General features: G+C 44.7%; 23 protein-coding genes and 1 pseudogene. 23 read left to right on the forward strand and 1 reads right to left on the reverse strand.

Annotation, left to right across the window (positions count from 1 at the left end):
• The first annotated feature begins 297 nt into the window (after positions 1-297).
• From csrD to RJD38_RS08670, 17 genes and pseudogenes are all read left to right on the forward strand, one after another.
• On the forward strand, positions 298-2304 hold the full coding sequence (csrD, locus tag RJD38_RS08585; RefSeq protein WP_065545735.1) for an RNase E specificity factor CsrD: 2007 nt from the start codon (positions 298-300) through the stop codon (positions 2302-2304).
• A 7-nt stretch (positions 2305-2311) separates the two neighbouring features.
• Positions 2312-3754: an MSHA biogenesis protein MshI gene (locus RJD38_RS08590; RefSeq protein WP_065545734.1), complete on the forward strand. Its 1443-nt coding sequence runs from the start codon at positions 2312-2314 to the stop codon at positions 3752-3754.
• Entirely contained in the window at positions 3751-4401 is a 651-nt protein-coding gene (locus RJD38_RS08595) for a type 4a pilus biogenesis protein PilO (RefSeq protein ID WP_005593090.1), read from the forward strand. Before RJD38_RS08590 ends, RJD38_RS08595 begins: the two co-directional genes overlap by 4 nt.
• A gap of 7 nt (positions 4402-4408) precedes the next feature.
• Positions 4409-4732 carry a hypothetical protein gene (locus RJD38_RS08600; RefSeq protein ID WP_040757806.1) on the forward strand — a complete coding sequence of 108 codons (324 nt, stop codon included), beginning with the start codon at positions 4409-4411 and terminating at the stop codon, positions 4730-4732.
• Between the two features lie 15 nt (positions 4733-4747).
• Positions 4748-6388 (forward strand): pilus (MSHA type) biogenesis protein MshL, encoded by a 1641-nt coding sequence (mshL, locus tag RJD38_RS08605; protein ID WP_065545733.1) that lies wholly within the window; start codon positions 4748-4750, stop codon positions 6386-6388.
• A 6-nt stretch (positions 6389-6394) separates the two neighbouring features.
• Positions 6395-7234 (forward strand): ExeA family protein, encoded by an 840-nt coding sequence (locus RJD38_RS08610; protein WP_065429779.1) that lies wholly within the window; start codon positions 6395-6397, stop codon positions 7232-7234.
• 3 nt (positions 7235-7237) lie between these two features.
• Positions 7238-8482: a tetratricopeptide repeat protein gene (locus RJD38_RS08615; protein ID WP_065545732.1), complete on the forward strand. Its 1245-nt coding sequence runs from the start codon at positions 7238-7240 to the stop codon at positions 8480-8482.
• Positions 8472-10196 (forward strand): GspE/PulE family protein, encoded by a 1725-nt coding sequence (locus RJD38_RS08620; RefSeq protein WP_065545731.1) that lies wholly within the window; start codon positions 8472-8474, stop codon positions 10194-10196. Before RJD38_RS08615 ends, RJD38_RS08620 begins: the two co-directional genes overlap by 11 nt.
• Before the next feature lie 8 nt (positions 10197-10204).
• Positions 10205-11425: a type II secretion system F family protein gene (locus tag RJD38_RS08625; RefSeq protein WP_065545730.1), complete on the forward strand. Its 1221-nt coding sequence runs from the start codon at positions 10205-10207 to the stop codon at positions 11423-11425.
• Entirely contained in the window at positions 11409-11888 is a 480-nt protein-coding gene (locus RJD38_RS08630) for an MSHA biogenesis protein MshF (RefSeq protein ID WP_065545729.1), read from the forward strand. Before RJD38_RS08625 ends, RJD38_RS08630 begins: the two co-directional genes overlap by 17 nt.
• Before the next feature lie 80 nt (positions 11889-11968).
• Positions 11969-12544 carry a prepilin-type N-terminal cleavage/methylation domain-containing protein gene (locus RJD38_RS08635; RefSeq protein ID WP_065545999.1) on the forward strand — a complete coding sequence of 192 codons (576 nt, stop codon included), beginning with the start codon at positions 11969-11971 and terminating at the stop codon, positions 12542-12544.
• 36 nt (positions 12545-12580) lie between these two features.
• A complete protein-coding gene (locus tag RJD38_RS08640) occupies positions 12581-13060 on the forward strand; it encodes a type II secretion system protein (RefSeq protein ID WP_065545728.1) in 480 nt (159 codons plus the stop codon).
• Between the two features lie 121 nt (positions 13061-13181).
• Complete coding sequence (locus RJD38_RS08645; RefSeq protein ID WP_065545727.1) at positions 13182-13649, forward strand: prepilin-type N-terminal cleavage/methylation domain-containing protein; 468 nt, start codon at positions 13182-13184, stop codon at positions 13647-13649.
• Entirely contained in the window at positions 13649-14215 is a 567-nt protein-coding gene (locus RJD38_RS08650) for a type IV pilus modification PilV family protein (protein WP_065545726.1), read from the forward strand. Before RJD38_RS08645 ends, RJD38_RS08650 begins: the two co-directional genes overlap by 1 nt.
• Positions 14215-14967, forward strand: coding sequence for a PilW family protein (locus RJD38_RS08655; RefSeq protein WP_065545725.1), 753 nt, complete (start codon positions 14215-14217; stop codon positions 14965-14967). Before RJD38_RS08650 ends, RJD38_RS08655 begins: the two co-directional genes overlap by 1 nt.
• A 115-nt stretch (positions 14968-15082) precedes the next feature.
• A pseudogene (locus tag RJD38_RS08665) lies at positions 15083-15468 on the forward strand (MSHA biogenesis protein MshP).
• Positions 15468-16856, forward strand: coding sequence for a hypothetical protein (locus RJD38_RS08670; protein ID WP_065545724.1), 1389 nt, complete (start codon positions 15468-15470; stop codon positions 16854-16856). Before RJD38_RS08665 ends, RJD38_RS08670 begins: the two are co-directional and overlap by 1 nt.
• On the opposite strand, the gene RJD38_RS08675 is transcribed toward RJD38_RS08670, so the two are convergent.
• Positions 16848-17879: an IS630 family transposase gene (locus RJD38_RS08675; protein WP_175422461.1), complete on the reverse strand. Its 1032-nt coding sequence runs from the start codon at positions 17877-17879 to the stop codon at positions 16848-16850. The genes RJD38_RS08670 and RJD38_RS08675 overlap by 9 nt on opposite strands.
• 97 nt (positions 17880-17976) lie before the next feature.
• Here RJD38_RS08675 and RJD38_RS08680 point away from each other — a divergent pair, with 97 nt between their 5' ends.
• From RJD38_RS08680 to rng, 6 genes are all read left to right on the forward strand, one after another.
• On the forward strand, positions 17977-20004 hold the full coding sequence (locus RJD38_RS08680; RefSeq protein ID WP_065545723.1) for a DUF6701 domain-containing protein: 2028 nt from the start codon (positions 17977-17979) through the stop codon (positions 20002-20004).
• A 152-nt stretch (positions 20005-20156) separates the two neighbouring features.
• Entirely contained in the window at positions 20157-21200 is a 1044-nt protein-coding gene (locus tag RJD38_RS08685; RefSeq protein ID WP_005593107.1) for a rod shape-determining protein, read from the forward strand.
• A gap of 59 nt (positions 21201-21259) precedes the next feature.
• The gene (mreC, locus tag RJD38_RS08690) at positions 21260-22147 is read left to right on the forward strand and encodes a rod shape-determining protein MreC (RefSeq protein ID WP_065429790.1); all 888 of its coding nucleotides are present in this window, start codon (positions 21260-21262) and stop codon (positions 22145-22147) included.
• Complete coding sequence (mreD, locus tag RJD38_RS08695) at positions 22137-22625, forward strand: rod shape-determining protein MreD (protein ID WP_005593111.1); 489 nt, start codon at positions 22137-22139, stop codon at positions 22623-22625. Before mreC ends, mreD begins: the two co-directional genes overlap by 11 nt.
• Before the next feature lie 2 nt (positions 22626-22627).
• On the forward strand, positions 22628-23188 hold the full coding sequence (locus RJD38_RS08700; protein WP_065545722.1) for a Maf family protein: 561 nt from the start codon (positions 22628-22630) through the stop codon (positions 23186-23188).
• Positions 23189-23207: 19 nt separating this feature from the next.
• Positions 23208-24677, forward strand: coding sequence for a ribonuclease G (rng, locus tag RJD38_RS08705; RefSeq protein WP_005593115.1), 1470 nt, complete (start codon positions 23208-23210; stop codon positions 24675-24677).
• Positions 24678-24680 lie beyond the last annotated feature (3 nt).

The following is a 24680-nucleotide window of genomic DNA, read 5'->3' on the forward strand; positions in this document are numbered from 1 at the left end:
CACATTTATAGTGCAGATGGTTGATTTTTAAAACTGGGTCAGTTTTGTTATGTTTTTGATTTTGTATGTTTTTATTTAATGTACTGACCCTGTTTTTGGTTTAATTTGTCTTAGTTAACCGTTCTAATCTATCCAAACTGAAAAAAAGCCGCGATTATCGCGGCTTTTTTATATAGTGAGTTTTACTTTAGCTCCTAAGGATCGGGAGTTCTCGTGCTAGGTGATAGCTTTTAACGTATTATGTGGGCTCTCATTCTGTATAGATGACACTCTCAAGGTGAAGGGAATCCATTATTTATGAGGTATACGCCTACCTTAAAATTGAGCACTCGCTTGGTGGCTTTTGTCACCATGATCGTAATTTGCGCGATGTTTATCCTCTTTCTTGGGGGAACCTTATCTTTTCGCAGTTTAGGCCATGAATATCTAGACCACTCCCTCAATGGGATCGTTGAAGTGGTGGATAAAGAAATGGAAGACCCTGATGCGGCTTATTCTATGCAGCGCTGGATGCCGAAAATGCTGCAAGCGTCCAATATCGTTGAAATGGAACTTTCATCGCAATCGGGCGTAATCTACCGCTATAAAGACACATCCAATACGTTTGATCCTTCATTGCTTTATCGAGTGGCTTATCAACTCGAACGCAATAATGGTTATACCATTCGCTTTGTGGCAATCCCTCCCTATCTTGGTTACGGCTATTCAATGCAGGCGTTATGGTCGATTACTGTCGCGGTATTACTGATTATTTTCGGTCTAATGCAAGGGGTTAAATGGCTCAAGTTACAGTTGCTCGGTTCAGAATTACTTGAAGAGCGGGGGCGGATGATCTTGGCCGGACGAGTCGAAGAGTTTGCCAAAGGTGATAGTAATGAATGGCCTTATACTGCCAGTGAAGCGTTAGATCGATTAATTGAAGAGTTACAAGACGCTCGGCAAGAACGCAGTCGTTTTGACACCTTCATACGTACGCAAACCTTTCTTGATCAATTAACCGGTACGGCTAATCGGGTGCTATTTGATAGTAAGTTGGAATCAGCACTGTCTGAAAGTGGCGCCCGTGGTGGTGTATTGCTTTTGCGTATTGATGAATGGGAACAAATTGAAGAAGAGAGTGGTAAACAGCAGGCTAACGACTTTATTGTTGCGGTCGGTGAAGCAATCAATAATATTATTCTGCGTTACCCGGATGTGATTTTATCGCGTTACTATAATGCTGATTTTGCCATTTTTGCTCCTAACTTAAGTAGTAAAGAAGTCTCTAGTATTGCCATCAATTGTTTAAAGCAATTGAATAAACTGGATTTGCCCATGCCTCTTGATGAAGACAATTGGTGCCATATTGGCGTCAGTATGTTTCAAGAAGGGGAACGTCAGGGGAAGATCATGGATGAAGCGGAAACTGCGCTAAAAAGCGCACACATTCAGCAAATTAATACCTGGAGTCGTTTTAATAAACTTTCTGACCAACAAGAGGAACGTGGTAGCGTTCGTTGGCGTACTTTATTTGATAAAGTGTTAACCCCAGAAAAAGTATATCTGTTTTCTCAACCTTGTTATTTGTTGAATGCGCAACAAGAGCCGGAGTTGAACCATTATGAACTATTTGTGCGTATTAATGACCCTGAAAAAGGATTGATTAAGGCGTCACGTTTTAACTCTGCAATTGAGTCGGTTGGTTACGAAAGTCTTTTAGATCGCTCAGTTTTTTTATCGATCGCCAGATTTTTGAAGGCGTCAAAAAATAGTTTATGTTATTCTGTAAACCTTCATGTGAGTCCCTTTTCTGATCGCAAATACTTTCGTTGGTTTAGGGATGAGCTGCTGCAATTACCAACAGAATCGAGACATCAGCTCTATTTTGAGTTCGCCGAAGCGCGTTTAGTGAAACATATTGACTATATGCGACCTGTGATCAAGATGTTAACCGGTTTAGGTTGTAAAGTGGTTGTCGGGCAAGCAGGTCGATCCATCGTAAGTACTCATTATTTAAAAGATTTATCGATTGATTATTTGAAGTTGCATCGCAGCTTGATTAAACAAATCGATCAACGACATGAAAATCAGTTATTTGTACGTAGTCTCTTGGGGGCCTGTAAAGGATTAAAAACTCAAGTCATTGCAGTCGGTGTCGACCAAAAGCAAGAATACAAAACAATTTTAGAGCTTGGTGTTCAAGGTGTCCAAGGCCGTTATTTTGCCGCGGAACAGCAGATGCTTCCTGAACAGCAAACTGAGCACATCATACAGTCCAAATCCAATGTACAAGTTGGACGACGTAACCGTTGGCGAAGAAGTTAAGTTGTAGATGAATATTCAATCTTTAATTGATAAGTTTAGCTCTGGTACGCGTTCAGGAAACTGTCTGAGGGTAGTTGTCCAACCGAGCGCGATCTATTTTTCTGAATTTGATGCCGCGATATTACCGAAGCGAGTCTCTACAGAAGGTGCCGATTGGCAAAAAGTATTGGTTAATACTTTAGTTAAAGGACAGGTCGCTGATACCACTATCGACGTAGTACTTAACTCAAGCCTTTATCAAAACTACCAAATAGAAAAACCCAATGTTCCTCAAGAAGAACTGAGCTTAACGTTACCGTTTTTACTCAAAGATCTCATCAGCGAAAAAATTACCGATATCATTGCCGATGCGATGCCGTTACCAAGTAGCAATAAGCTACAAGTGTACGTAGTGCCGAAATCGATGGTGTTGGGATTGGCCGAATCTCTCGCTCAAGCAAACTTAAAGCTAGGGCATATTCTGGTTGAGGATGATGTTTGGGGCCGTGTCGCAACTGATACGGAACGCTTTGTCTTACTTCAACGCAGCCAAAATGGCGCATACAAAGTCAGTGCTTTTGTTGATAACCGCTGTGTTTTTCAGCGCACCATTCGTGGTGTTAGCGCGCCATTAACTGGTGTGGCGAGTGCCAGTTTCCAGCTTGATAGTGTCGCACTAGAACTACAGCGTTCGATTGATTACCTCTCATCCCAGATGCGTGGCGCAACATTGCACCGTATGAAGGTTTGCTGTGATGATGAGGACAATGGCGATCTAGCGAAAGCGCTGGATGAACGACTCAGCGTCAGTGTGGCACCGTTGACAGACACCGATTTAGAATCTGGTGCGCTACTGGCTCAGTTTATCTCAAAAAACTACGATGCAGGGATCAATCTATATCCAGCGCATCTGCAACCTAAAGTTGACCACTTTACGCTTAATAACGTCGTGTTGGCGAGTGCCTTGTTGATGGTGATGATGTGTGCTGCTTTCGGCTACAACGTATGGCAGCACGCACAACTAACGCAAGATTTAAGCGTGGTGAAATCCCAAGAGAAAGAATTTAATCAGCAATTGACGAGTTTAAACCAGCGATTGGCTAAGCACCGTCCATCGCCAGAGAAGGTTCATGCTGTCGAGCGCCTAAAGGAAGATATTCTTTCCAAACGTGATTCGCTGAATGCGGTATCTAAGTATGATGGCGCGCAACAAGCGGGTTATTCCGGCATTATGGCGTCATTAGCGCAATTAGGACGTAACGACATTTCGATTAACTACATCCATATGGATGACGACACTTTGGATATCAAAGGGTTGGCTCGTGATCCTCAAGCTATTCCTAATTGGGTTAATCAATTTAAAGGCGAGCTTAATCTGGTGGGGCGTTCGTTTGAAAAACTGAAAATCGGTCGTAATGAGCAGAATGTCCTGACGTTTGAACTGCATACCAAAGAGGAAGCCGAGCAATGAAAGCGCATTGGCTAAACATGACTGAAAAGTTTGCTAACTTAAGTGCGCGAGAAAAGTGGCTGATCGCTTTGTGCAGTTGGGTCGGTATTGTTTTGGGTGGGTATGTGTTGTTGGTTGAGCCAACGTTTAAATCAAATCAATCATTGCGTCAGCAAATCATGACTTCAGAGCAGAGTAACTTGCGATTGGAGGGGGAGATCCTCGCGATTACCGCAAAACTCAAAAAAGATCCTGACCAAGCAATCAATATTGAGTACAAAAGATTATTCACTGAAAGCCAAATGCTTTCAGAGCAACTGGCGAAAGTTTTTGAAGATCTGATTTCGCCGAGTCAAATGGCCAAATTGCTCGAAGATGTATTAGCTGGCACAAAGGGATTGCATTTAGTGTCGCTGGAGTCATTAAAGGCTGAGCCGATTGTTAAGAGCCAAGCAACGGATAGCTATGATGGTTACTTCATTCATCCTGTACGCCTTGAGTTGACGGGAAGCTACTTTGCGATTTTAAGCTATTTAGAAACATTAGAGTCGCTACCGGTGAATTACTATTGGCGTAATTTTAGTTACCAAGTAGACACCTATCCTAAAGCGAAATTGATATTGGAAGTCTACACGCTAGGTACAAGACAGGAGTTTATCGGTGGTTAGTAAGTTATTGATTGCTATGCTGAGTTTATCTTCGTTGGCCATGGCGTCATGGGCCGTTGCATCGCAAGATCCAACGGCACCGCTGAATTGGCAGCCAACGGAAAAAAGTACACAAGCAAAAAAAGTCACACAATATCGCGTACCTAACTTACAGAGCATTGTTTGCCAAGGTGAAAAAGAGTGTATCGCGATTTTAAATGGCCAAGCACTGGCGCAAGGTGAACGAATCAATGGTTTCCAAGTGAAACAAGTGAGAGCGGATTACGTCACCGTCGCCCGAGGCAGTAAACAGTGGAAGCTGGAGCTGTTTCCTCTAGAAGTAAAACAATAAGGTTAATGAGATCGTATGCGTAAACTCGTTTTAGCAATCACCATTGCTTCGTTAGTTGGCTGTTCTATGGGGCATCGCGACCCTATCGAGGCTAAGAACGCTTTAAATGAAGCTATCAATGAGTCCAATGGTCGCGCGCTGCAAGAGTTGCCTGCGTCCGTTGAAGCAGACCTAATGCCGGAGCTAGATAACGATAGCCTCAGTAGTAGTGAGACGGTTAAGCGTTTCCGAATTAAAGCCAGCGGTGTTGATGCTCGGGCATTTTTCACTAGCTTGGTGAAAGGTACTGAGTTTAGCGTCGCGATTCACCCCGATGTGACGGGCAAGATCACAGTGAACTTGTCTGATGTTACTTTGGATGAGGTTTTGTCTGTCGTCAGCGACATGTATGGTTACGATATTCAAAAAACCGGTAAAGTCATTCAGGTTTACCCTGCGGGTCTACGTACGGTGACGATTCCGGTCGACTATTTGCAATTTAAACGCTCAGGCCGCTCATTAACCTCGATCACAACCGGTACGATTACCAATACCGACAGTGGTTCTTCGAGTGATTCCGATTCATCTTCGTCATCGTCTTCTAGTACCAGTACCTCAAAAGGTGGTACTGAAATTGAAACTACTAGTGAAAGTGATTTCTGGCCGCAATTAGAGCAAGCGGTTGATCAATTGATTGGCAGCGGAAAAGGGCAATCGGTAGTAGTCACGCCACAAGCCAGTGTGATTACTGTACGTGCTTTTCCTGATGAAATCCGCCAAGTCCGTGAGTTTTTAGGCATTTCGCAGCAGCGTATGCATCGCCAAGTGATTTTAGAAGCAAAAATTTTAGAAGTGACCCTGAGTGATGGTTATCAGCAGGGGATCAACTGGAATAAAGCCTTTACTTCCAATGGTCACGATGTCTCGATTGGTCACGGTACGATTGTTAAAGATCAAAATGGTAATATTTTACCGCAAGTGCTACCGGGCTTGGATGCGATTGGCGCTTTGCTGGGCGGGCAGACTAATTTGGTCATTTCTAGTGGTAGCTTTGATGCTGTGCTGAATTTTATGGCGACTCAAGGCGATCTTAATGTGCTTTCTAGCCCGCGTGTTACAGCATCAAATAACCAAAAAGCGGTGATTAAGGTCGGTACAGATGAGTACTATGTGACTGATTTTTCTAGTGTGGTGGGGACGGCGGATAACTCAGAACCGTCACCAGAAGTGGAACTTACGCCATTCTTCTCTGGTATCTCATTGGATGTGACACCGCAAATTGACGATCAAGGTAATGTACTACTGCATGTTCACCCTGCGGTGATTGATGTCAAAGAGCAAGTCAAAGAGATTGGCTTTGGTGCCAATAGCTTAACACTGCCATTGGCTCAAAGTTCAATTCGCGAATCAGAATCAGTGATCCGCGCGCAAGATGGCGATGTGGTGGTGATTGGTGGTTTGATGAAGTCGAACAGCATTGATCAAACGTCGAAAGTCCCATTCCTAGGGGACATCCCAGGCTTGGGGTATTTGTTCCGCAATACATCACAACTGCAACAAAAAACAGAGCTGGTTATTTTGCTTAAACCGACGGTTGTTGGTGTCAATACGTGGCAAAAAGAGCTGGAACGCTCGCGTGATTTGTTACAAGAGTGGTTCCCAGACCAACAGCAGTAATTTGCTATGTATTTAGAGCATTTTGGTTTTAACCAGTTGCCTTTTCATTTGACCCCAAATACTGAGTTGTTTTTGGGGTTAGCGCCTCATTATGAAGCGATTCAAACGGTCAATGCCGCGCTTAATATGGGTGAAGGGGTGATTAAAGTGACAGGTGAAGTGGGGACCGGCAAAACCATGGTTTGCCGCATGTTGGTCAATCATTTTGAGCCCCATATCCAATTGGTCTATTTGCCGAACCCAGCATTGTCAGGTCATGAATTGCGCCAGTCTGTGGCGGCAGAGTTACTGGTTCATAGCCAGAATGCGGCTTCGATCGTGGATGATATCCAACATCGCTTGATTGAGTTAACCAAAGCGGGCAAGCAAGTGGTCGTTTTGGTTGATGAGGCGCAAGCGCTCAGTGATGATGCATTAGAAGTCTTGCGCTTATTTGGCAATTTAGAAACGGAACGACAAAAGCTATTACAAATCGTTTTGTTTGGTCAGCCTGAGTTGGATGAAAGGCTTGAGCAGCATCATTTAAGACAGTTTCGTCAACGCATTACGTTTAGCGCTAAACTCAGGCCACTTTCGATTGAAGAGACGGTTACCTACATTACGACCCGTATTGAAAAGGCGGGTGGCTGTTATGAGGTTTTCTCTCTGAGTCAAAAAAAAGCGCTCTGGCGTGCTAGTCGAGGGATTCCTCGCTTGATAAACCAGCTTTGTCATAAAAGCTTGCTGTTGGCGAGTAGCCAAGGCGCGAGCACGATTAAACATTCACACTTACATGCAGCAGCGCATGATACGTTCGATGCTTGTAAGCCAAAGTATAAAAAACCAATGTGTTGGGGTTGGAGTTAGAGCATGAGTGCGATTAATAACGCGCTATCTGAGTTATCAAAGTCGCAAACGACGTCGATTAACGATATCGAGAGAGTTCAGGTTCAAACGATTAAGCAAAAACCAAGATTACCGTGGTTGATAGGTGGTTTCAGTTTGAGTTTAGCGGTTGGTGGCTGGGCGATTTCCATACAAGATCCAGGTGAGCAAACCGCACTGACTAGCTCATCCGAACCGATTACTCAGCAAATTCCGCTTTCTACTGAAGAGCTTGATGTGATCACCAATGTGCCTTCGCCAACCGCTAGAGTAACACAAGCGAGTGAGGCGATTTATAGCGCTCCGGTGAAACTAGAAGTCGCAGCAGTGGCTAAGCCTATTGCTCCAACTATCAAGGATGCGTCGCCAGTGAAGTCAAAAGCGGGCCAAACGTCAGTGGTCGCTGAAAAAGTAGCGGTTGTTCCCGAGGTTGAATCACCCATCGTCCAGTCCAATACCATTACCGCGCCACTTGCGGATGTCACTGAGCAGTCACTTGATAATCACGTTATGAGTGAAACATCGCTGAATGAACAGCCGTTATCGTTGGCAAAAAACAGTCCAGAACAATTGAAACGTTCGGCGGCTGAACATTTTGTTGAGGAAGGCGCCATTGTTGTTGAGCAAGTGGAATTAACGCCAACGCAACTTTCATTTAAGGCTCAAGAGCGTGCTAAAAAAGCACTTGATGCCAACAACTTGGCTGAGGCGATTGCACAATATAATGATGCACTGCGTTATACCCCACGAGACAGTAAAGTCCGTCAAACATTAACGGCTTTGTATTATGGCAAAGGGGATGCGCGTAAGGCAGTTGATCTGCTGCAAAAAGGCATTGCGATCGATAACGATGATATGAACGTTCGTTTGGCGCTGTCGAAATTATTGCTCAAAGAGCAACAAAACGCGGCGGCATTAACCCCCTTGGTTTATTTGCCTGCCAATCCAAGCCGTGATTACTTATCACTGCGTGCTGCATTAGCACAAAAGAATAATCAAGACCAATTGGCATTAGAAAGCTATCAACAATTAGTCACTATTGAGCCGGAAAACGGCCGCTGGTGGCTGGGCTATGCGATTCAGCAGGAAAGAGCGTTCGAGTTGCAAGGTGCTAAGCAAGCTTACCAACAGGCACTGACTAAAGTGGGTGTCTCTAGCCAATCTCAGCAGTTCATTCGCGATCGTTTGAGTGTGTTAAACCGATTAGAGGAGCAGCCAAGTGCAGATTAAGTTACGTAAACGCCTCGGTGACTTGCTGGTTGAAGAAGGCATTATTAGCGAGCATCAAGTAGAGCAAGCACTGGCAGCACAGAAGGCGACTGGGCGTAAATTGGGGGCTACTCTGATTGATCTCGGCTTTTTGAGCGAGAAGCAGATGCTAACATTCCTCTCGCAACAGCTTGATTTGCCTTTGATTGATCTTAGCCGTATGAACGTCGATGTTGATGCGGTACAACTGCTGCCAGAGGTGCATGCTCGTCGACTAAGGGCGTTGGTGATTGGTCGTAACTTGGATACCTTGCGAGTTGCGATGAGTGATCCGGCGGACTTGTTTGCTCAAGAGTCGCTACTTTCTCAATTACCTCAATATGCGATTGAATTTGTTATCGCACCAGAGAATCAACTGGTTGATGGTTTTGATCGCTACTATCGCCGTACCAAAGAAATTGCGTCATTTGCTGAGCAGTTGCAAGCTGAGCACCAAGTGACCGATGCGTTTGATTTCAGCATTGAAGATGAAGATAGCGATGAAGTGACAGTGGTTAAACTGATCAACTCATTGTTTGAAGATGCGATTCAAGTCGGAGCGTCGGATATCCATATTGAACCCGATTCCAATGTACTTCGTCTGCGTCAACGTATTGATGGTGTGTTGCATGAAACCCTGCTGAATGAGGTTAATGTCGCGCCGGCATTGGTATTGCGCCTTAAATTGATGGCGAACTTAGATATCTCCGAGAAACGTCTGCCACAGGATGGTCGCTTTAATATTAAAGCCAAAGGCCAGTCGGTTGATATTCGTATGTCGACCATGCCGGTGCAATACGGAGAGTCGGTAGTAATGCGTCTCCTTAATCAATCGTCTGGGGTGCGTAACCTCGATGAATCAGGCTTGCCGCCGGCGCTGCTTGAGCGTTTACGTCGCCAACTGCGTCGACCACACGGTATGATTTTGGTTACTGGCCCTACCGGCTCAGGTAAAACCACGACCTTATATGGTGCTTTGAGTGAATTGAATGAGCCGGGTAAGAAGATCATTACCGCGGAAGATCCGGTTGAATATCGCCTGCCTCGCATTAACCAAGTGCAGGTCAACAGTAAGATTAATTTAAACTTCTCCACCATACTGCGTACGTTCTTGCGTCAAGATCCCGATATCATCCTGATTGGTGAGATGCGTGACCAAGAAACGGTAGAGATTGGTTTGCGTGCGGCACTGACTGGTCACCTAGTGTTAAGTACACTGCACACCAACGATGCCGTTGATAGCGCGTTGCGTATGATGGATATGGGCGCACCAGGATACCTAGTCGCGAGTGCGGTTCGCGCCGTCGTCGCACAACGTCTAGTGCGTAAGGTCTGCCCTGATTGTAAAACCGACCATCATGTTGATGATGGGGCGCGTCAGTGGTTGATGCAACGTTTCCCCAATCAAGTAGAGGCTAAGTTTGTTCGTGGCCGAGGTTGTCAGAACTGTAACCTAACTGGCTATCGTGGCCGAATTGGTGTGTTTGAAATTTTAGAATTAGAGCAAGATATGATGGATGCCCTGCGCGCTAACGACGCAGTAGGTTTTGCGCAAATTGCCCGTAGTTCCGAAAACTATAAACCGTTACTTGCTTCGGCAATGGAATTGGCGCTGCAAGGTGTGGTGAGCTTTGACGAAGTCATGAACCTTGGTGAAGGTGACTCAACAGGTAGCGTTCAAGCTATCTACTTGTAGGGAATGCTATGGCACAGTTTCATTATCAAGGGCGTACTCTCGACGGCAATAAAGTGTCGGGTAATATTGATGCGGGTACGGCGGAATTGGCTGCCGAAGCGTTGATGGCAAAAGGGGTTATTCCGACACAGCTGCGTGAAGGCAAAAAAGCATCAGGGCTTAATCTCGATTTAAAAGCCCTGTTTACCCCAGCAGTACCACTGGATATTTTGGTGATCTTCTGTCGCCAGATGTACAGCTTGACCAAAGCTGGCGTGCCACTGATGCGCGCGATGAAAGGGTTAACGCAAAACTGTTCCAATAAGCAGCTCAAAGAGGCGTTGGAAGAGGTCACCAATGAGCTCACCAATGGGCGTAGCCTTTCGGCATCAATGCAAATGCACCCAGCCGTTTTTAGCCCTCTGTTTGTCTCCATGCTCAGCGTGGGTGAAAATACCGGTCGCTTGGATGACGCATTACTGCAGTTGGCCAATTATTATGAGCAAGAGTTAGAAACCCGTAAGCGAATCAAAACCGCGATGCGTTATCCGACTTTTGTGATTAGCTTTATTTTATTGGCGATGTTCATTTTGAACGTCAAAGTGATCCCACAGTTTTCCAGCATGTTTAGTCGTTTTGGCGTAGACCTACCATTGCCGACACGTATTTTGATTGCAACCTCGGATTTTTTCGTTAACTACTGGGCACTGATGGTCGCGATGATCTTTGGTGGTTTATTCGCTTTTCGCACTTGGCTACAGACTGCGGAAGGGCGTGAGAAGTGGGATAAGATTCGTTTGAGAATGCCGATCGTAGGTGGGGTGGTTAACCGAGCACAGTTAGCGCGTTTTTCGCGTACCTTTGCTTTGATGTTACAAGCGGGTGTGCCGTTAAACCAGTCGTTGTCATTATCTGCTGAGGCTTTAGGGAATAAATACTTAGAAGCGCGTCTTATGGAAATGAAATCATCCATCGAAGCGGGTGGATCCATTTCTAATACTGCAATTGCGACGGGGATCTTTACCCCACTGGTGATTCAGATGCTCTCTGTCGGTGAAGAGACCGGTCGCATTGATGAGCTATTGATTGAAGTGGCCGACTTTTACGATCGAGAAGTCGACTACGACTTAAAAACACTCACCGCGCGTATTGAGCCGCTATTGTTGGTTGTTGTCGCCGGCATGGTGTTGATTTTGGCGCTGGGTATCTTTTTACCTATGTGGGGAATGCTGGATGCCATCAAAGGGTAATTTACTCGCCAATCTTGAACGTTCCAGATGGGTGATTTGGTTGGTGGTTTTGTTGGTTATCTTGCTGGCTTTTACGATGGCGTGGAACAAAGTGGAGCGAGAGGCCAGTGATACGGCGTTAGTGGTTGCGAGTAAGCGCATATTGGAAAGAGCCAATTATTACAAGCAGCAGTGGCTATTGTCGGGTCAGCCAAAACGGTTGAGTATTGAAGGTGACTCATTGTCTTTTACTCATAATGGTTGGGTTATTCCGCAGAAAACGCTGTATAAAACCGACTGTCGCTATTGGTTGGAGGTACTTTACCCTGAAAGGAAGGTTTTAGAATCTTTACCTACAAAAATTACCGATAATTCAAGCGCATTAGATTTTTCATGTCACTATTCATATAGTGATGAACATGCGATATATGTCGAACTAAAGAATAATAAGTTTAGCGTAAGCGTCAGCTTTTCGTCAGAATAAGTTTTTTTGACACTTGTCGAGTTACTTTGTTACAAAAAAGGCGTATAATACGCCATACCAAAAAGCGAGTTGAGATGATTATGAACAATAAACAAACTGGTTTCTCATTAGTTGAGCTTGTCGTGGTGATTGTTGTAGTCGGATTATTGGCGGTTGCCGCATTACCTCGTTTTTTAGATGTAACCGATGAGGCGAAAAAAGCCAGCATTGAGGGCGTCGCGGGCGGTTTTGCTACAGGTGTTCTTTCGGCTCGTGCGCAGTGGGAAGCGGAAGCACGTCCTTCGATTACTGAAAACAGTCAAAAGCAAAACGTCGTTAATTATGATGGCGTCGATTTTTGGTTAACCCGCTCGAAATCTGCCGATGGTACAGAAACCGGCTTTCGTGATGGCTATCCAATCACGGTTAAGGACGGAAATACGGTTTTTCCGACCAATGTATCAGAATCAACCTGCATATTGTTGATGGAGAACTTGCTTCAGAATCCTCCGAAAGTTGATACTGTAGAGAACGCGAAAGCGGACAAAAATGTGAAATATTCCGCTCAATCGGATACCTCTGCTAGCTCTTGTATTTATATCCAACAAGAAGGTGGCACTGCGCATCAGTTTGAGTATGAAATCAAAACCGGTCGTGTGACCGTAACCCTGCAGTAGTACTGCTAATAATTTTAAAATAGAGAGATTGATACTATGAAAAGACAAGGTGGTTTCACCCTTATCGAACTAGTGGTGGTGATTGTTATTCTAGGTATTCTAGCAGTCACTGCAGCACCACGTTTCCTTAACCTACAAGATGATGCACGTAATGCGTCATTAGAAGGTCTAAAAGGCGCAATGGCTGGCGCAACTGGTATCGTATATGGTCGTGCTGCTATTAATGGTGTTGAAGGCGCTCAGGATCAAGTTATTTCTGGTTCAGTGGGCCAGCCTGACATCACAGTGGATTTTGGTTATCCAGAAGCTTCTGCTAATGGTATTGGTAATGCAGTTGTTGGACTAAATGATGCAAATGGCGATTGGGCCGTTGTATCCGGTTCAATAAATACAACAGCGGCATCTATTAGCTACACGTTCTCAGGGAATGAAGATACGACAACTTGTTTTGTAACTTATGCAGTTAGCGCTTCGGTTGCATCAGAGCCATCGATCACAGTAACGCCTTGTAATTAATTTATGAAAGGCCAGCCTAGCTGGCCTTTTTTATACCTGTCTCAAAATTTCCGTAAAATCACCGCATTTTTAATCCCTTACGGTATACTGCTAAAGTTTATTTCTCACTGACGAAGGTTGAATGAAAACTCGCAAAGGATTGGGGTTTACCTTGGTCGAATTGATCGTCGTGATCATCCTACTGGCCATCATTTCTGCGTATGCTGCTAGCCGTTATATCGGCGTGGGCAGTTTTTCTGCATTCGCCATTCAAGATTCTGTTATCTCGGTTGCTCGTCAAGTGCAGCTTAATCGCATGCAATCCAATACCAGTTCACTCAATGACAGTTTTGTGCTATCCATCTCAGCAAACTGCATTGGCTCAAAACAGTCCTGCACGAGTCCTAGTGACAGTCGCAGTGATTGGATCAGTGATGACAGTGTGAGCTTCTCTGCAACACCGAACATTAATGCCATTGAGTTCGATTTACTCGGCAACCCACTAGGCAGTGCTAGCGCTGGGGTCGCGATTACAATTCAAGGCAGCAATAGTCGTGCCGTGGTTTCTGTTTGCCCTAACGGCCTGATTTCTACCTCGGGGTGTTTCTAATGAAGACATCTCGTGGTTTTACCCTAATCGAAAGCATTATTGTGATGGTCGTGATGGCGCTCGCCATGGTCACTATTACCAGCTTTTTGTTGCCTCAAGTAAGCCAATCGGCTGATCCTCATTATCAATCTCGGGCTAAAGCGCTGGGGCAAAGTTTGATGACGCAGGTTTTGGCGCGCAACTTTGATCAAAATAGTTTAGAGCTCGGTGGTGCAATTCGTTGTAGTTCTTCGATAGATCCGGGCTCACTCGCTTGTACCAGTGAAGCGGATTTTGGCCCGGATGAGGTTTCCTCTGGTGTTCTTGAAACACCAAGCCAATTTAATGATGTCGATGACTTTATTGGCTGTTGGGCATCAGACCCAGTAGCGGGTTCTAGTTGTGATAATGATTTGTATCAGTTGGTTTCGTCGGGAACTAATAGTTCCTACCATAACTTTCAAGTCAAAATAGCGGTGGTATATTCTCCCAACAACTCTAATGTTACCTTAAAAAAAATCACGCTAGTGATTGCCGCTGGGACTCAAGATCCGATTGAGTTTATTGCGTATCGGGGGAATTACTGATGAAACCACGAGGTTTTACTTTAGTTGAAATGGTATTGACCATGGTGGTCAGTAGTATTTTAGTTATTGGTATCGCCGGCTTTATTGAGCTTGGTATGAAGGGTTACGCTGATAGTATTGATAGACAGCGGGTACAAACTCAAGCCAAATTTATTTTAGAAAAAATGACGCGTGAAGTGCGTCATGCTGTGCCGAATATTTTTGTTGATCAAAGTAATTGTGTTTCTTTTTATCCGATTGTTTCATCTGGCTTCTATGCCGTTTCTGGCGCCGATATTGCTTTTATTGTTGGCGATAGTTCGGCCAATACCAGTGCGCTAGACACTAAACGTTTATTGATCAATCCGACTCGAACATTGGCTTCTGATGAAACACTTGCCGATCTCGATAATAGTTTTTCTTTAATCGACGTTAAACAACCATCCCCGACCGAAGCGGTTTTTGTATTGCCGGATACCAGTACTGAACTTGTGGGGGGCTCTGTGGTGAATCGCCAATATATTACCGATGCTAAGCGCCGTATTTCTTATTGCATTCTTGATGGACGAGTGGTGCGCGGTGAAGGGGATGAAACTGTCTCACCAACGTTAATGCCGTTGACCGATCGCAGCTCAGTCGCGGTAACGGGCACTTTCAGTTATACACCGGCGACGGTTCAACATAATGGCGTGGTGCATATTGATCTCGCTTTCACGCAAAATGGCGAATCGACGCATTTCCAACAAGATGTGCAGGTGCTCAATGTCCCATAATCATACTACTTGGAAATTGGCAGGTAAAAAAACAGGCTTTAAACCGCGTGGTTGGCAAAGACTGCGCTATCAACGAGGCAGTCTGTATATCGTGGTTATTTTTGTGCTGGTCGTGATGGGGTTTCTTGCCAGTACCTTAAGTCGAATTCAATGGTCGAATGCGGATGGTTATGTCAAAGTGTATTAGGCACGCAAGCGTGGTTGTTGGCGCAGTCCGTAAATGAAGCATCTTTGACTGTACTTTATCCACTCAATACGGTTGCGGACATTGAAATGGTCTGTGTTGTGACGATGCCGACGCCGAGTTTTATCGAAGTTGATGGTAGTGGTAATCGGATATTTCGTGACAAAAACAACTGCCAGATGATGGCTAACCGTTGTGAAAGTATTGGCTCATTGGCAGGGATGAATTATTTCAAACTGACAGCGCGAGTCACTTGTGGCTCAGGTAAAAGTTTAGTGGAACGAGCTGAAGAAATTTGGGTAAGGGAGTCAGAATAATGAAAATGGTTTTTCTATTAGTTTTGTCCTTGTTCAGTACCGCTGTTTTTGCGGATGATGAAGTGATCGAATACTGCGAGGTGAATGTTAAAGAGTCGTTCTCAATCAACGTTAATTACGGCAACGTTTCGGATTCGCTGCGAGTTATGCAAAGGAAAAAACCTAGTACTGACAAGCGCTTTGATGATGATGTGCTTTATTTGACGGATAAGTTTAATGGTTCGGTGATTAAACTTTGGGCAAATGATGAGGAAGATCGCGATGCAATATTTTATGATTCATCAATTGATGAGCATGACGGCGTTGCGTTGCGCTTTGATTTTGTTGTGACTGGCCACTCGGGTAATAAGTATATCGGTGATATGATCTATTACGTAGAGCAAGCGGGAGCATGGGTAAGAAAAGGGACCGAGTCATTAGCGTTATCCTATACAGCTCATCGAGCTCGTGCGTTGTATTCACATGAGATAGACGAAGACAATGGTGATGACTTGAATGGTCTACATTGCAGTTCTGGAGAGCCTCCAGTTGTCAACCCACCCGAATTCGTGCTTGATATATGTCCGTATGTGCCGAATACAGTTCAAACCAACAGTATTCACCAAATGAGCCCAGGCGATCCGGAGAGTATTATTCCACACGGAGCGATGAGCATTAATGCATCTGGTGGCAATTTTGTGGAGGTTTCCAACTTTAAAGAAGAGTTTTTCCTTTCAGCTGCAGGTATCAATGATTGTAAATTCCCCGATGGCACCTTTGGCAATTGTAAAATAACCAACGAATTACCGGTAAGTAATTTTCCACCTGCATTGGTTTGGCCATCAGGTAATCAAGGCAAGGATATATCGTGTGAGCGCGGTAAAGACAAAAATTGTAATTTAAAGCCTGGTACCTATAAAGATGTCACGATTAAAGATGGAAAAACTTTGGTTTTGCAGGGCGGAGCTTATTACTTTAATGAGTTAAAGTTTGCAGAAGAAAATGTGGCATTAAAAATACTCGGGCCGACAGAGATTCATTATAAAAAGATTATGTTCGAGAAGTCCGGCGTGCAAGTGAACGCGGGCGCAAATGCGCGACCAAGTGAACAACTACTGATTATAGGTCATGGTAAAGACGCTGATTTTAGTCCAAAGGATGATGCAGATGACATCATGATTAATGGTTATATCTACGTTGAACACTTAGCAGAAAGTGCCAGTAATGGTTTCACTTTTTCGGCAGAAAATAACACGCTTTTTGGTGGGGTGACGGCTAACTCGATCGCCATTAGTGGTAAAAACAATACGATTCACGCAACGAATGATCTCAATTGTTTTGAGCCGCAAACACCTAAGATTGCCCGCATTAATATCGTACCTAATAACATGTATACCGAATCAACTTGAAGATGCAGGCTTGAGAACCTGAAAATTATCATTAATTCGAGATGCCAAAGAGCCTGCGATCTCTGGAAGTGTCACAGTAAAAAATTGGTCTATTGCCGCCTTGAAGTCCCGTTTACTTTTGAAGTAAACGTTGTTCCTCGACTTCTCATTCATTACTTTCCAAAGCCGCTCTATTGGGTTGAGGTTTGGGCTGTAAGGTGGAAGATAATGCAGCTCAATATTAAGGACAAATGCCGCATCTCTGACCAAGTCACTACGGTGATATCCCGCACCATCTAAGATGATATGAAGCTTATGAGCTAACGGATAACTCTCTCTTAACTTACAGAAAAAACGAACTATCGTTTCACTGTTAATGCTCTCATAATCATCAACAATAGTAGCTCCGATATCTGACAGGTTCAGTGCGCCAAGAATGTTCAATCGACAGCGATTTCCCGTTGTTTCAATCACTTTATCTTGACCAGTTCGTATCCAGCCATGAGATATTTTTGTTGATAGGGTTGGGTGAACAGCATCGATAAAGACTATCGATTCATCCTCGCCACAACTTGCCTTTAGCGCTTCGTAAGCATCAATGAAAGCTTGTTGTTTTGCTTCATCAAACTTATGTGGAACGCCTTTCGGTTGCTTGTAGCTAAAACCGTTATGGTGAAGCCATTTGTTCATACCAGAGACAGTGTAATCAAGTCCAAAAGTCTCTTTAACGTAGGCGACAATTTGATGAGTATGAGGATAGGTTTTCTCAGTCAAATGCTCGATTAGGTGCATGGTTTGAGTTGCAGAAAGCTTGCTTTGACTTCCGCCATTTTCAGGCTTAAGTTTTTCAGAAAGAACGTAGTCGCTAAGGTGACGTGCAACGGTGGATTCATGAATCCGAAGAGCTTGTGAAATCATAGTCTGATTCCAGCCTTCAGAAGCCAGCAAAACAGCCTTAATACGGTCGCAAACTCGACTATCACGTTCAATATCGTGCATTTGTTCGAGTTGCAGTTTCTGTTGAGGAGTCAGTGTAATTTTCATGGTTCGTAGCATGATCCTGATTCTAAAGAAAATCAAGCATCTTCAATGATCACAGGTATACCTTCAATGCCAAGGGGATAAGTCTGTTTATGTTGAGGTGTTTGATAAAGACGATAATCCAATCACTGATATCGGTAGTGCACGCGTTGCTCTTTACAGTGAAACGACCAATGCTTTGGGCTTTATACTGACGGGTTTTGATACCGTAAACGGTCGCTTTGAATATCAAATTAGTAGTAAAGCAGGCAACGATTATGGCCCTATTGCCGTGAAGGCTCATGCTGTTAGTGATAGCAGCATTAATGACGACAGCGATATTGTTTTTGCCCCGGTAAAATTCAATATAAACGATGGTAAAGAGAAAGAATTAATTGCAGGTAAACCGACCAATATCACGATGTCAGTATTAGCGTGTAGCGAAGATGATCAGACGATTACGGGCAACTACAACAAAAAACTGACCGAATTTAATCTAAATAATTCTTCATTTATCCCTAACCAATGGGTGGATAACAGTAAACATCTATCGCTCGAGGCTGATTTCACCAATGGCATCACGCTTGCTAACTTAAAGTTCGATGAAGCGGGTCAGTATGTCGGTCAATTGACAGATACGATACGTTGTGATGATTTCGGAAAAGATGTTAAAGATTGCCCAACAGGTCAAACCCAAGCGATAACAGGTGAGCTGAAATTTAAGGCTCGCCCATGGACCTTTGCACTCTGCCGTGCCGATATGGCCCCATTACCTAACGGTGATATTAGCAACCCAAGTAGTGCTGGCTTTGTGGCGGCTGGTGATAATTTTGCGATCAATGCTTTACCAATTCGTTGGCAAAGTGGCGGAGCCTTATCTGGTTCTATCGCGACAAATGACGCTTACTGCAATTCATCATTGATTACAAAAAACTTTGCTGAAGGGGGGGCGGGTAATATTCAAATCTCGTTAACGCATAGTTTGAATTTACCGAGTGGTGGTGAAACTGGAGCCTTAGCTGGCACGACGACCACAAGCTATACCTCAGCCTTGAATGGCTATTATCCATTTAATGATCTTAAGTGGAGTGAAGTTGGGCAGATCAAACTTAACGTAGTGAGTGACCAATATTTAGGTATGGCGATTCAATCCGGCGAGAAAGATCTTGGACGTTTTTACCCTAAATACTTCCGAACAGTCGGTACTCCTGAATGGAATTATCCAGGAGCTCCTTCTCTTGATGAGCAGAGCTTTATTTATATGAATCAGCCTTTTGAAGGGGTTAGCTTTCAGGTTGAAGCATTGAATGCAATGGGTAACGCCGTACAGAATTATGCCTCATTTGAAGCAAGTGTTACGGCTGGTTTTGACTTGTTTGAACCCGCTTTTTTAGATCGTTTTAATTCATTACCTTTAACTAAGTCTTGGCATCTTGATGCCTCACGTAGCATTGGCACCTTTTCTGTAAACAATGCCAGCCCAAGCTCAGTGTGTGAAGATGAGTTGTGCTGGGAAAAAGCGCCAACGACGACGGGTTATGAAGATGGTCCTTTCAATAAAAGTGGTGGTATAACGACAGATATTTCGATAACTGAATCATCAATATCCAATCCCGATCCAGTGGAATATCAGAGCGTGTCGACATTGGTTCCTGATCCAAGACGCCTTTCCGTGCAACCAGATATTCGTTTTGGTCGAGTCGTGTTAAATAGTGTTGGTGGAGTGGTAAATAATGAGGGCATTGCGATTCCATTGCGTGTTGAGTTCTGGAATGGCAGCCGATTTATTACCAATACTGATGATAGTCAGGCTGACATTAAAGGTTCTAATCTTGTTTCTAACAACCAAATATTGTGGACGGATGAGAACGACGTAAATAAAAATACGGAAGTAAATCTTTCACTTGGTGGTGTTGTGAATGAGGGGGCTTCTCGTTCTATCATCGCGAAACAAGTACACCTTGTTCGACAACAAACTCAAGTTTGGTTGGAAATGGATGATTCGATAAATCAACTGCCATGGTTCCAGTATCATTGGGACACCACTTCTTCCGATGAGAGCAACCCATCAACAGTAGTGACTTTCGGGATCTTCCGCGGCAACGATAAGATCATTTTCCGCGGTGAATCAGGCTTAATCGGACTGTAGTGATTGTCAAAAATCTGCGTTAAGTAAGGAAACTGTTAGAAATTGCGGGTTTCACTCCATCTTTATTAGACAATGCCTTGCTGTGATGGCAAGGCATTGGTACATTTAAACCAATTTTTTATCTTCTAATTCTTTCAGGACGAGCGAAGAATATGTTCAAAAAACTTCGTGGCATTTTTTCGAATGACCTTTCAATCGATTTAGGCACAGCTAACACCCTTATTTATGTTAAAGGACAAGGTATTGTTCTTGACGAACCTTCAGTCGTTGCTATTCGACAAGACCGTAACCGCGTAGGCAAAAGTGTTGCTGCCGTCGGTCATGCTGCAAAACAGATGCTAGGCCGTACGCCTGGTAATATTTCAGCGATTCGTCCAATGAAAGACGGTGTGATTGCCGATTTCTACGTGACTGAAAAAATGCTGCAGCACTTTATCAAACAAGTGCATGATAACAGCGTCTTAAAACCAAGCCCTCGCGTGCTGGTTTGTGTGCCATGTGGCTCGACGCAAGTAGAGCGTCGTGCGATTCGTGAATCTGCGCTAGGTGCAGGTGCTCGCGAAGTTTACCTCATTGATGAGCCAATGGCGGCAGCGATTGGTGCTGGCCTACGTGTTTCTGAACCAACAGGTTCAATGGTGGTCGATATCGGTGGTGGTACGACTGAAGTTGCGGTTATCTCACTAAACGGTGTGGTTTACTCATCTTCTGTACGCATCGGTGGTGACCGCTTTGATGAAGCGATCATCAACTACGTGCGTCGTAACTACGGTAGCTTGATTGGTGAGGCGACTGCTGAAAAAATCAAACACGAAATCGGCTCTGCTTACCCTGGTGATGAAGTTGAAGAGATCGAAGTTCGTGGTCGTAACCTTGCAGAAGGTGTACCACGTAGCTTTAGCCTAAACTCAAACGAGATCCTAGAAGCGCTGCAAGAGCCGCTAACCGGTATCGTTTCTGCGGTGATGGTTGCTCTAGAGCAATGTCCACCAGAGCTTGCTTCAGATATCTCAGAAAATGGTATGGTATTGACCGGTGGCGGTGCGCTACTGAAAGATATCGATCGCCTTTTGACTGAAGAGACGGGTATTCCAGTGGTTATCGCAGAAGATCCACTAACGTGTGTGGCTCGTGGTGGCGGTAAAGCATTAGAAATGATCGACATGCATGGTGGCGATCTCTTTAGCGAAGAATAATCGCTGATGCCCAAGCGTGGCTTGGGCAAAATAAGAAAGATTAAAGGAACTCAGAATCAATGAAGCCTATTTTTGGCCGAGGACCTTCACTTCAATTACGCTTATTTTTCGCCGTGATTTTATCAGCCAGCCTTATGCTGGCTGATAGTCGTTTAGGCGCTTTCGCTCAAGTACGCTATCTATTGAATAGTATAGTGGCTCCGATCCAGTATATGGCGGATGTTCCACGTACTATGTTTGATGGCGCTTATGAGCGCTTTAATGCTCGTCAAGACGTGATGGAAAGTAACCGTACTTTAAAACGTGAAGTGCTGCGTCTTAAAAACGATGTATTGCTGCTAGATCAATACCGAGAAGAAAACCAACGTCTGCGCAAGCTGCTTGGTTCATCATTCGTCCGTGATGAACGTAAGATGGTTGCGGAAGTAATGGCGGTCGATACCTCACCTTATCGCCATCAAGTGGTGATTGATAAAGGCCTAATTGATGGTGTTTATGTTGGTCAGCCGGTGGCTAATGAAAAAGGCATCGTTGGTCAAGTGACCTTCGTTTCCGCGCACAACAGCCGTGTGTTGCTGCTCACCGATTCTAATAGTGCTATTCCGGTACAAGTGATCCGCAACGATATTCGCGTGATTGCCTCTGGTAACAGCAAGGTCGATACCATCCATCTCGATCACATTCCAATCAGTACTGATATTCAGCAAGGTGATCTGTTAGTGACGTCAGGACTTGGCGGTGTTTACCCAGAAGGATACCCAGTGGCGTATATCGCCAATGTTGAACGTGATAGCCATCGAGAGTTTGCCCTGATTGAAGCCGATCCGGTGGTTGATTTTGATCGTCTGCGCTATTTGCTTCTGATTTGGCCAAGTGATTCTCGCCAAGAAAAAGTACAACAAGCGGATCCAAATAATATGGCTGAGGTAAGCGCGAATGGCGAGTAGTTTATTTAGAGGCAAGATGGTGATCATTGCCTCCTTCATTATCGCACTGACCTTACAGACCATTCCTTGGCCGGGTGTGTTGGATGTATTGCGTCCTTCTTGGTTATTGCTGGTGACTTGTTATTGGGTGCTGGCGCTACCGCATCGTGTTAACGTGGGTACGGCACTAATTCTAGGTTTGCTTTGGGATCTATTGCTGGGTTCTACCCTTGGTATTCGTGGCATGATGATGGCGATCCTGATCTACATTGTCGCATTGAATTTCCTCGTGATACGCAATATGGCACTGTGGCAGCAAGCGATGGTGATTGGTTTATTATCAATCGCGTTAGAAGTGATGATCTTTTTTGGTGAATACCTGATCCAAGATATCGCTTTCAATCCAATGTCATTGTGGGCGGGTTTGATTAACTGCATTTTGTGGCCGTGGATGTTCCTATTAATGCGCCGTGTTAGACGCCGCTGGCATGTGAGGTAAGCATGAGTCATTTGGTTTTAGCGTCAGGTTCTCCGCGTCGTAAAGAGCTACTCACCCAGTTGGGATATCCATTCTCAGTGATTTGCACCGATGTAGAAGAGGTGCGCCAAGCAAATGAAACTGCGCAGCAGTATGTATCTCGCTTATCATTAGATAAAGCCATGGCAGGAGTGGCAAGCGCTCCTGCTGAATCTGTTGTGATAGGGTCAGATACTATCGTGGTATGCGATCAGAATGTGCTGGAGAAGCCTTCTGATCTTGCGCATGCCAAACAAATGTTATTACAGCTATCGGGACGAGCACATCAAGTGATGACGGCCGTCACGGTGGCAACCAAACAGCAGCAAGAGACGGTCGTCGTGACCACTGATGTATGGTTTAAGCCTTTGTCCGAACTAGAAATTGAACAATATTGGCAAAGTGGCGAACCATGCGATAAAGCGGGCAGTTATGCGATCCAAGGATTGGGAGGACGATTTGTTACTCGAATCGAAGGCAGTTATCACGCCGTAGTTGGCCTGCCATTGTTTGAAACGGACCAGCTCTTGCACAAATTTTTATAATTTACATTGAGGTGCGCTCATGAGTGCAGAGTTGTTGATCAACGTAACTCCAAGCGAGACTCGCGTAGCGATGATCGAAGGTGGAGTACTACAAGAAGTTCATGTCGAACGAGAAGCTAAACGCGGCATTGTCGGCAATATTTATAAAGGCAAAGTCAGTCGAGTTTTGCCGGGTATGCAAGCTGCTTTCGTCGATATCGGTTTAGACAAAGCGGCATTTTTGCACGCCTCCGATATCGTCCCTCACACCGAATGTGTGGCGGAAAACGAAAAGAAACAATTCCAAGTTCGCGATATTTCAGAGTTGGTTCGTCAAGGCCAAGATATCGTGGTGCAAGTGGTTAAAGATCCGCTAGGAACCAAAGGCGCTCGCCTGACCACCGACATTACCCTGCCTTCACGCTACTTAGTCTTTATGCCAGGTGCAAGCCATGTGGGCGTATCCCAGCGCATTGAAAGTGAGAAAGAGCGTGACCGCCTGAAGAAAGTTGTCGCGCACTACTGTGATGAAGACGGTGGTTTTATTATCCGTACCGCAGCAGAAGGTGCAGATGAACAAGAACTCGGACAAGACGCCGCTTTTCTAAAGCGTTTGTGGTCGAAGGTCAAAGAGCGTCGTAGTAAATACAAAACTCGAGCCACTTTGTATGGTGAACTTGGCCTGTCACAGCGCATTTTACGTGATTTCGTTGGTACGGAACTGACGAAAATTCTTGTCGATTCACGTCTGGAATTTGAAAACCTAAAAGAATTCACCTCAGAGTATGTGCCAGAGCTAACGGAAAAGTTAGAGCTGTATGAAGGCGATAAGCCGATCTTTGATATGTACGATACCGAGAATGAAATTCAGCGCTCACTTGATCGCAAGGTGGAGCTGAAATCAGGTGGTTACTTGATCATTGATCAAACGGAAGCGATGACAACGGTTGATATTAATACCGGTGCTTTTGTTGGTCGTCGTAATCTTGAAGAGACCATTTTTAATACCAACGTAGAGGCGACTCAGGCGATTGCTCGTCAGCTGCGTTTACGTAATCTGGGTGGCATCATCATTATCGATTTTATTGATATGTTGTCGGAAGATCATCGCAAACGTGTGGTGGTTTCTTTAGAGAACGCATTAAATAAAGATCGCGTTAAAACCAACATCAATGGCTTTACCAACTTAGGCTTGGTTGAGATGACGCGTAAAAGAACGCGTGAAAGCATTGAACATGTATTGTGTTCAACCTGTCCAACCTGTGAAGGTCGCGGTAGCGTTAAAACAGTCGAGTCAGTCTGTTACGAAATTCTGCGTGAAATTACGCGCGTAAACCGTGCCTACGATGCTGATAAGTTTGTTGTTTACGCTTCGCCAAAGGTAGCCGAAACGCTGCAGGGCGAAGAGTCACACGCGTTGGCTGAGCTAGAAGTCTTTATTGGTAAACAAGTGAAAATTCAAGCAGAACCGCTCTATATCCAAGAGCAATTTGACGTTGTGATGATGTAGCGG

Source organism: Vibrio scophthalmi, assembly GCF_040869025.1.
GTDB lineage: Bacteria > Pseudomonadota > Gammaproteobacteria > Enterobacterales > Vibrionaceae > Vibrio > Vibrio scophthalmi.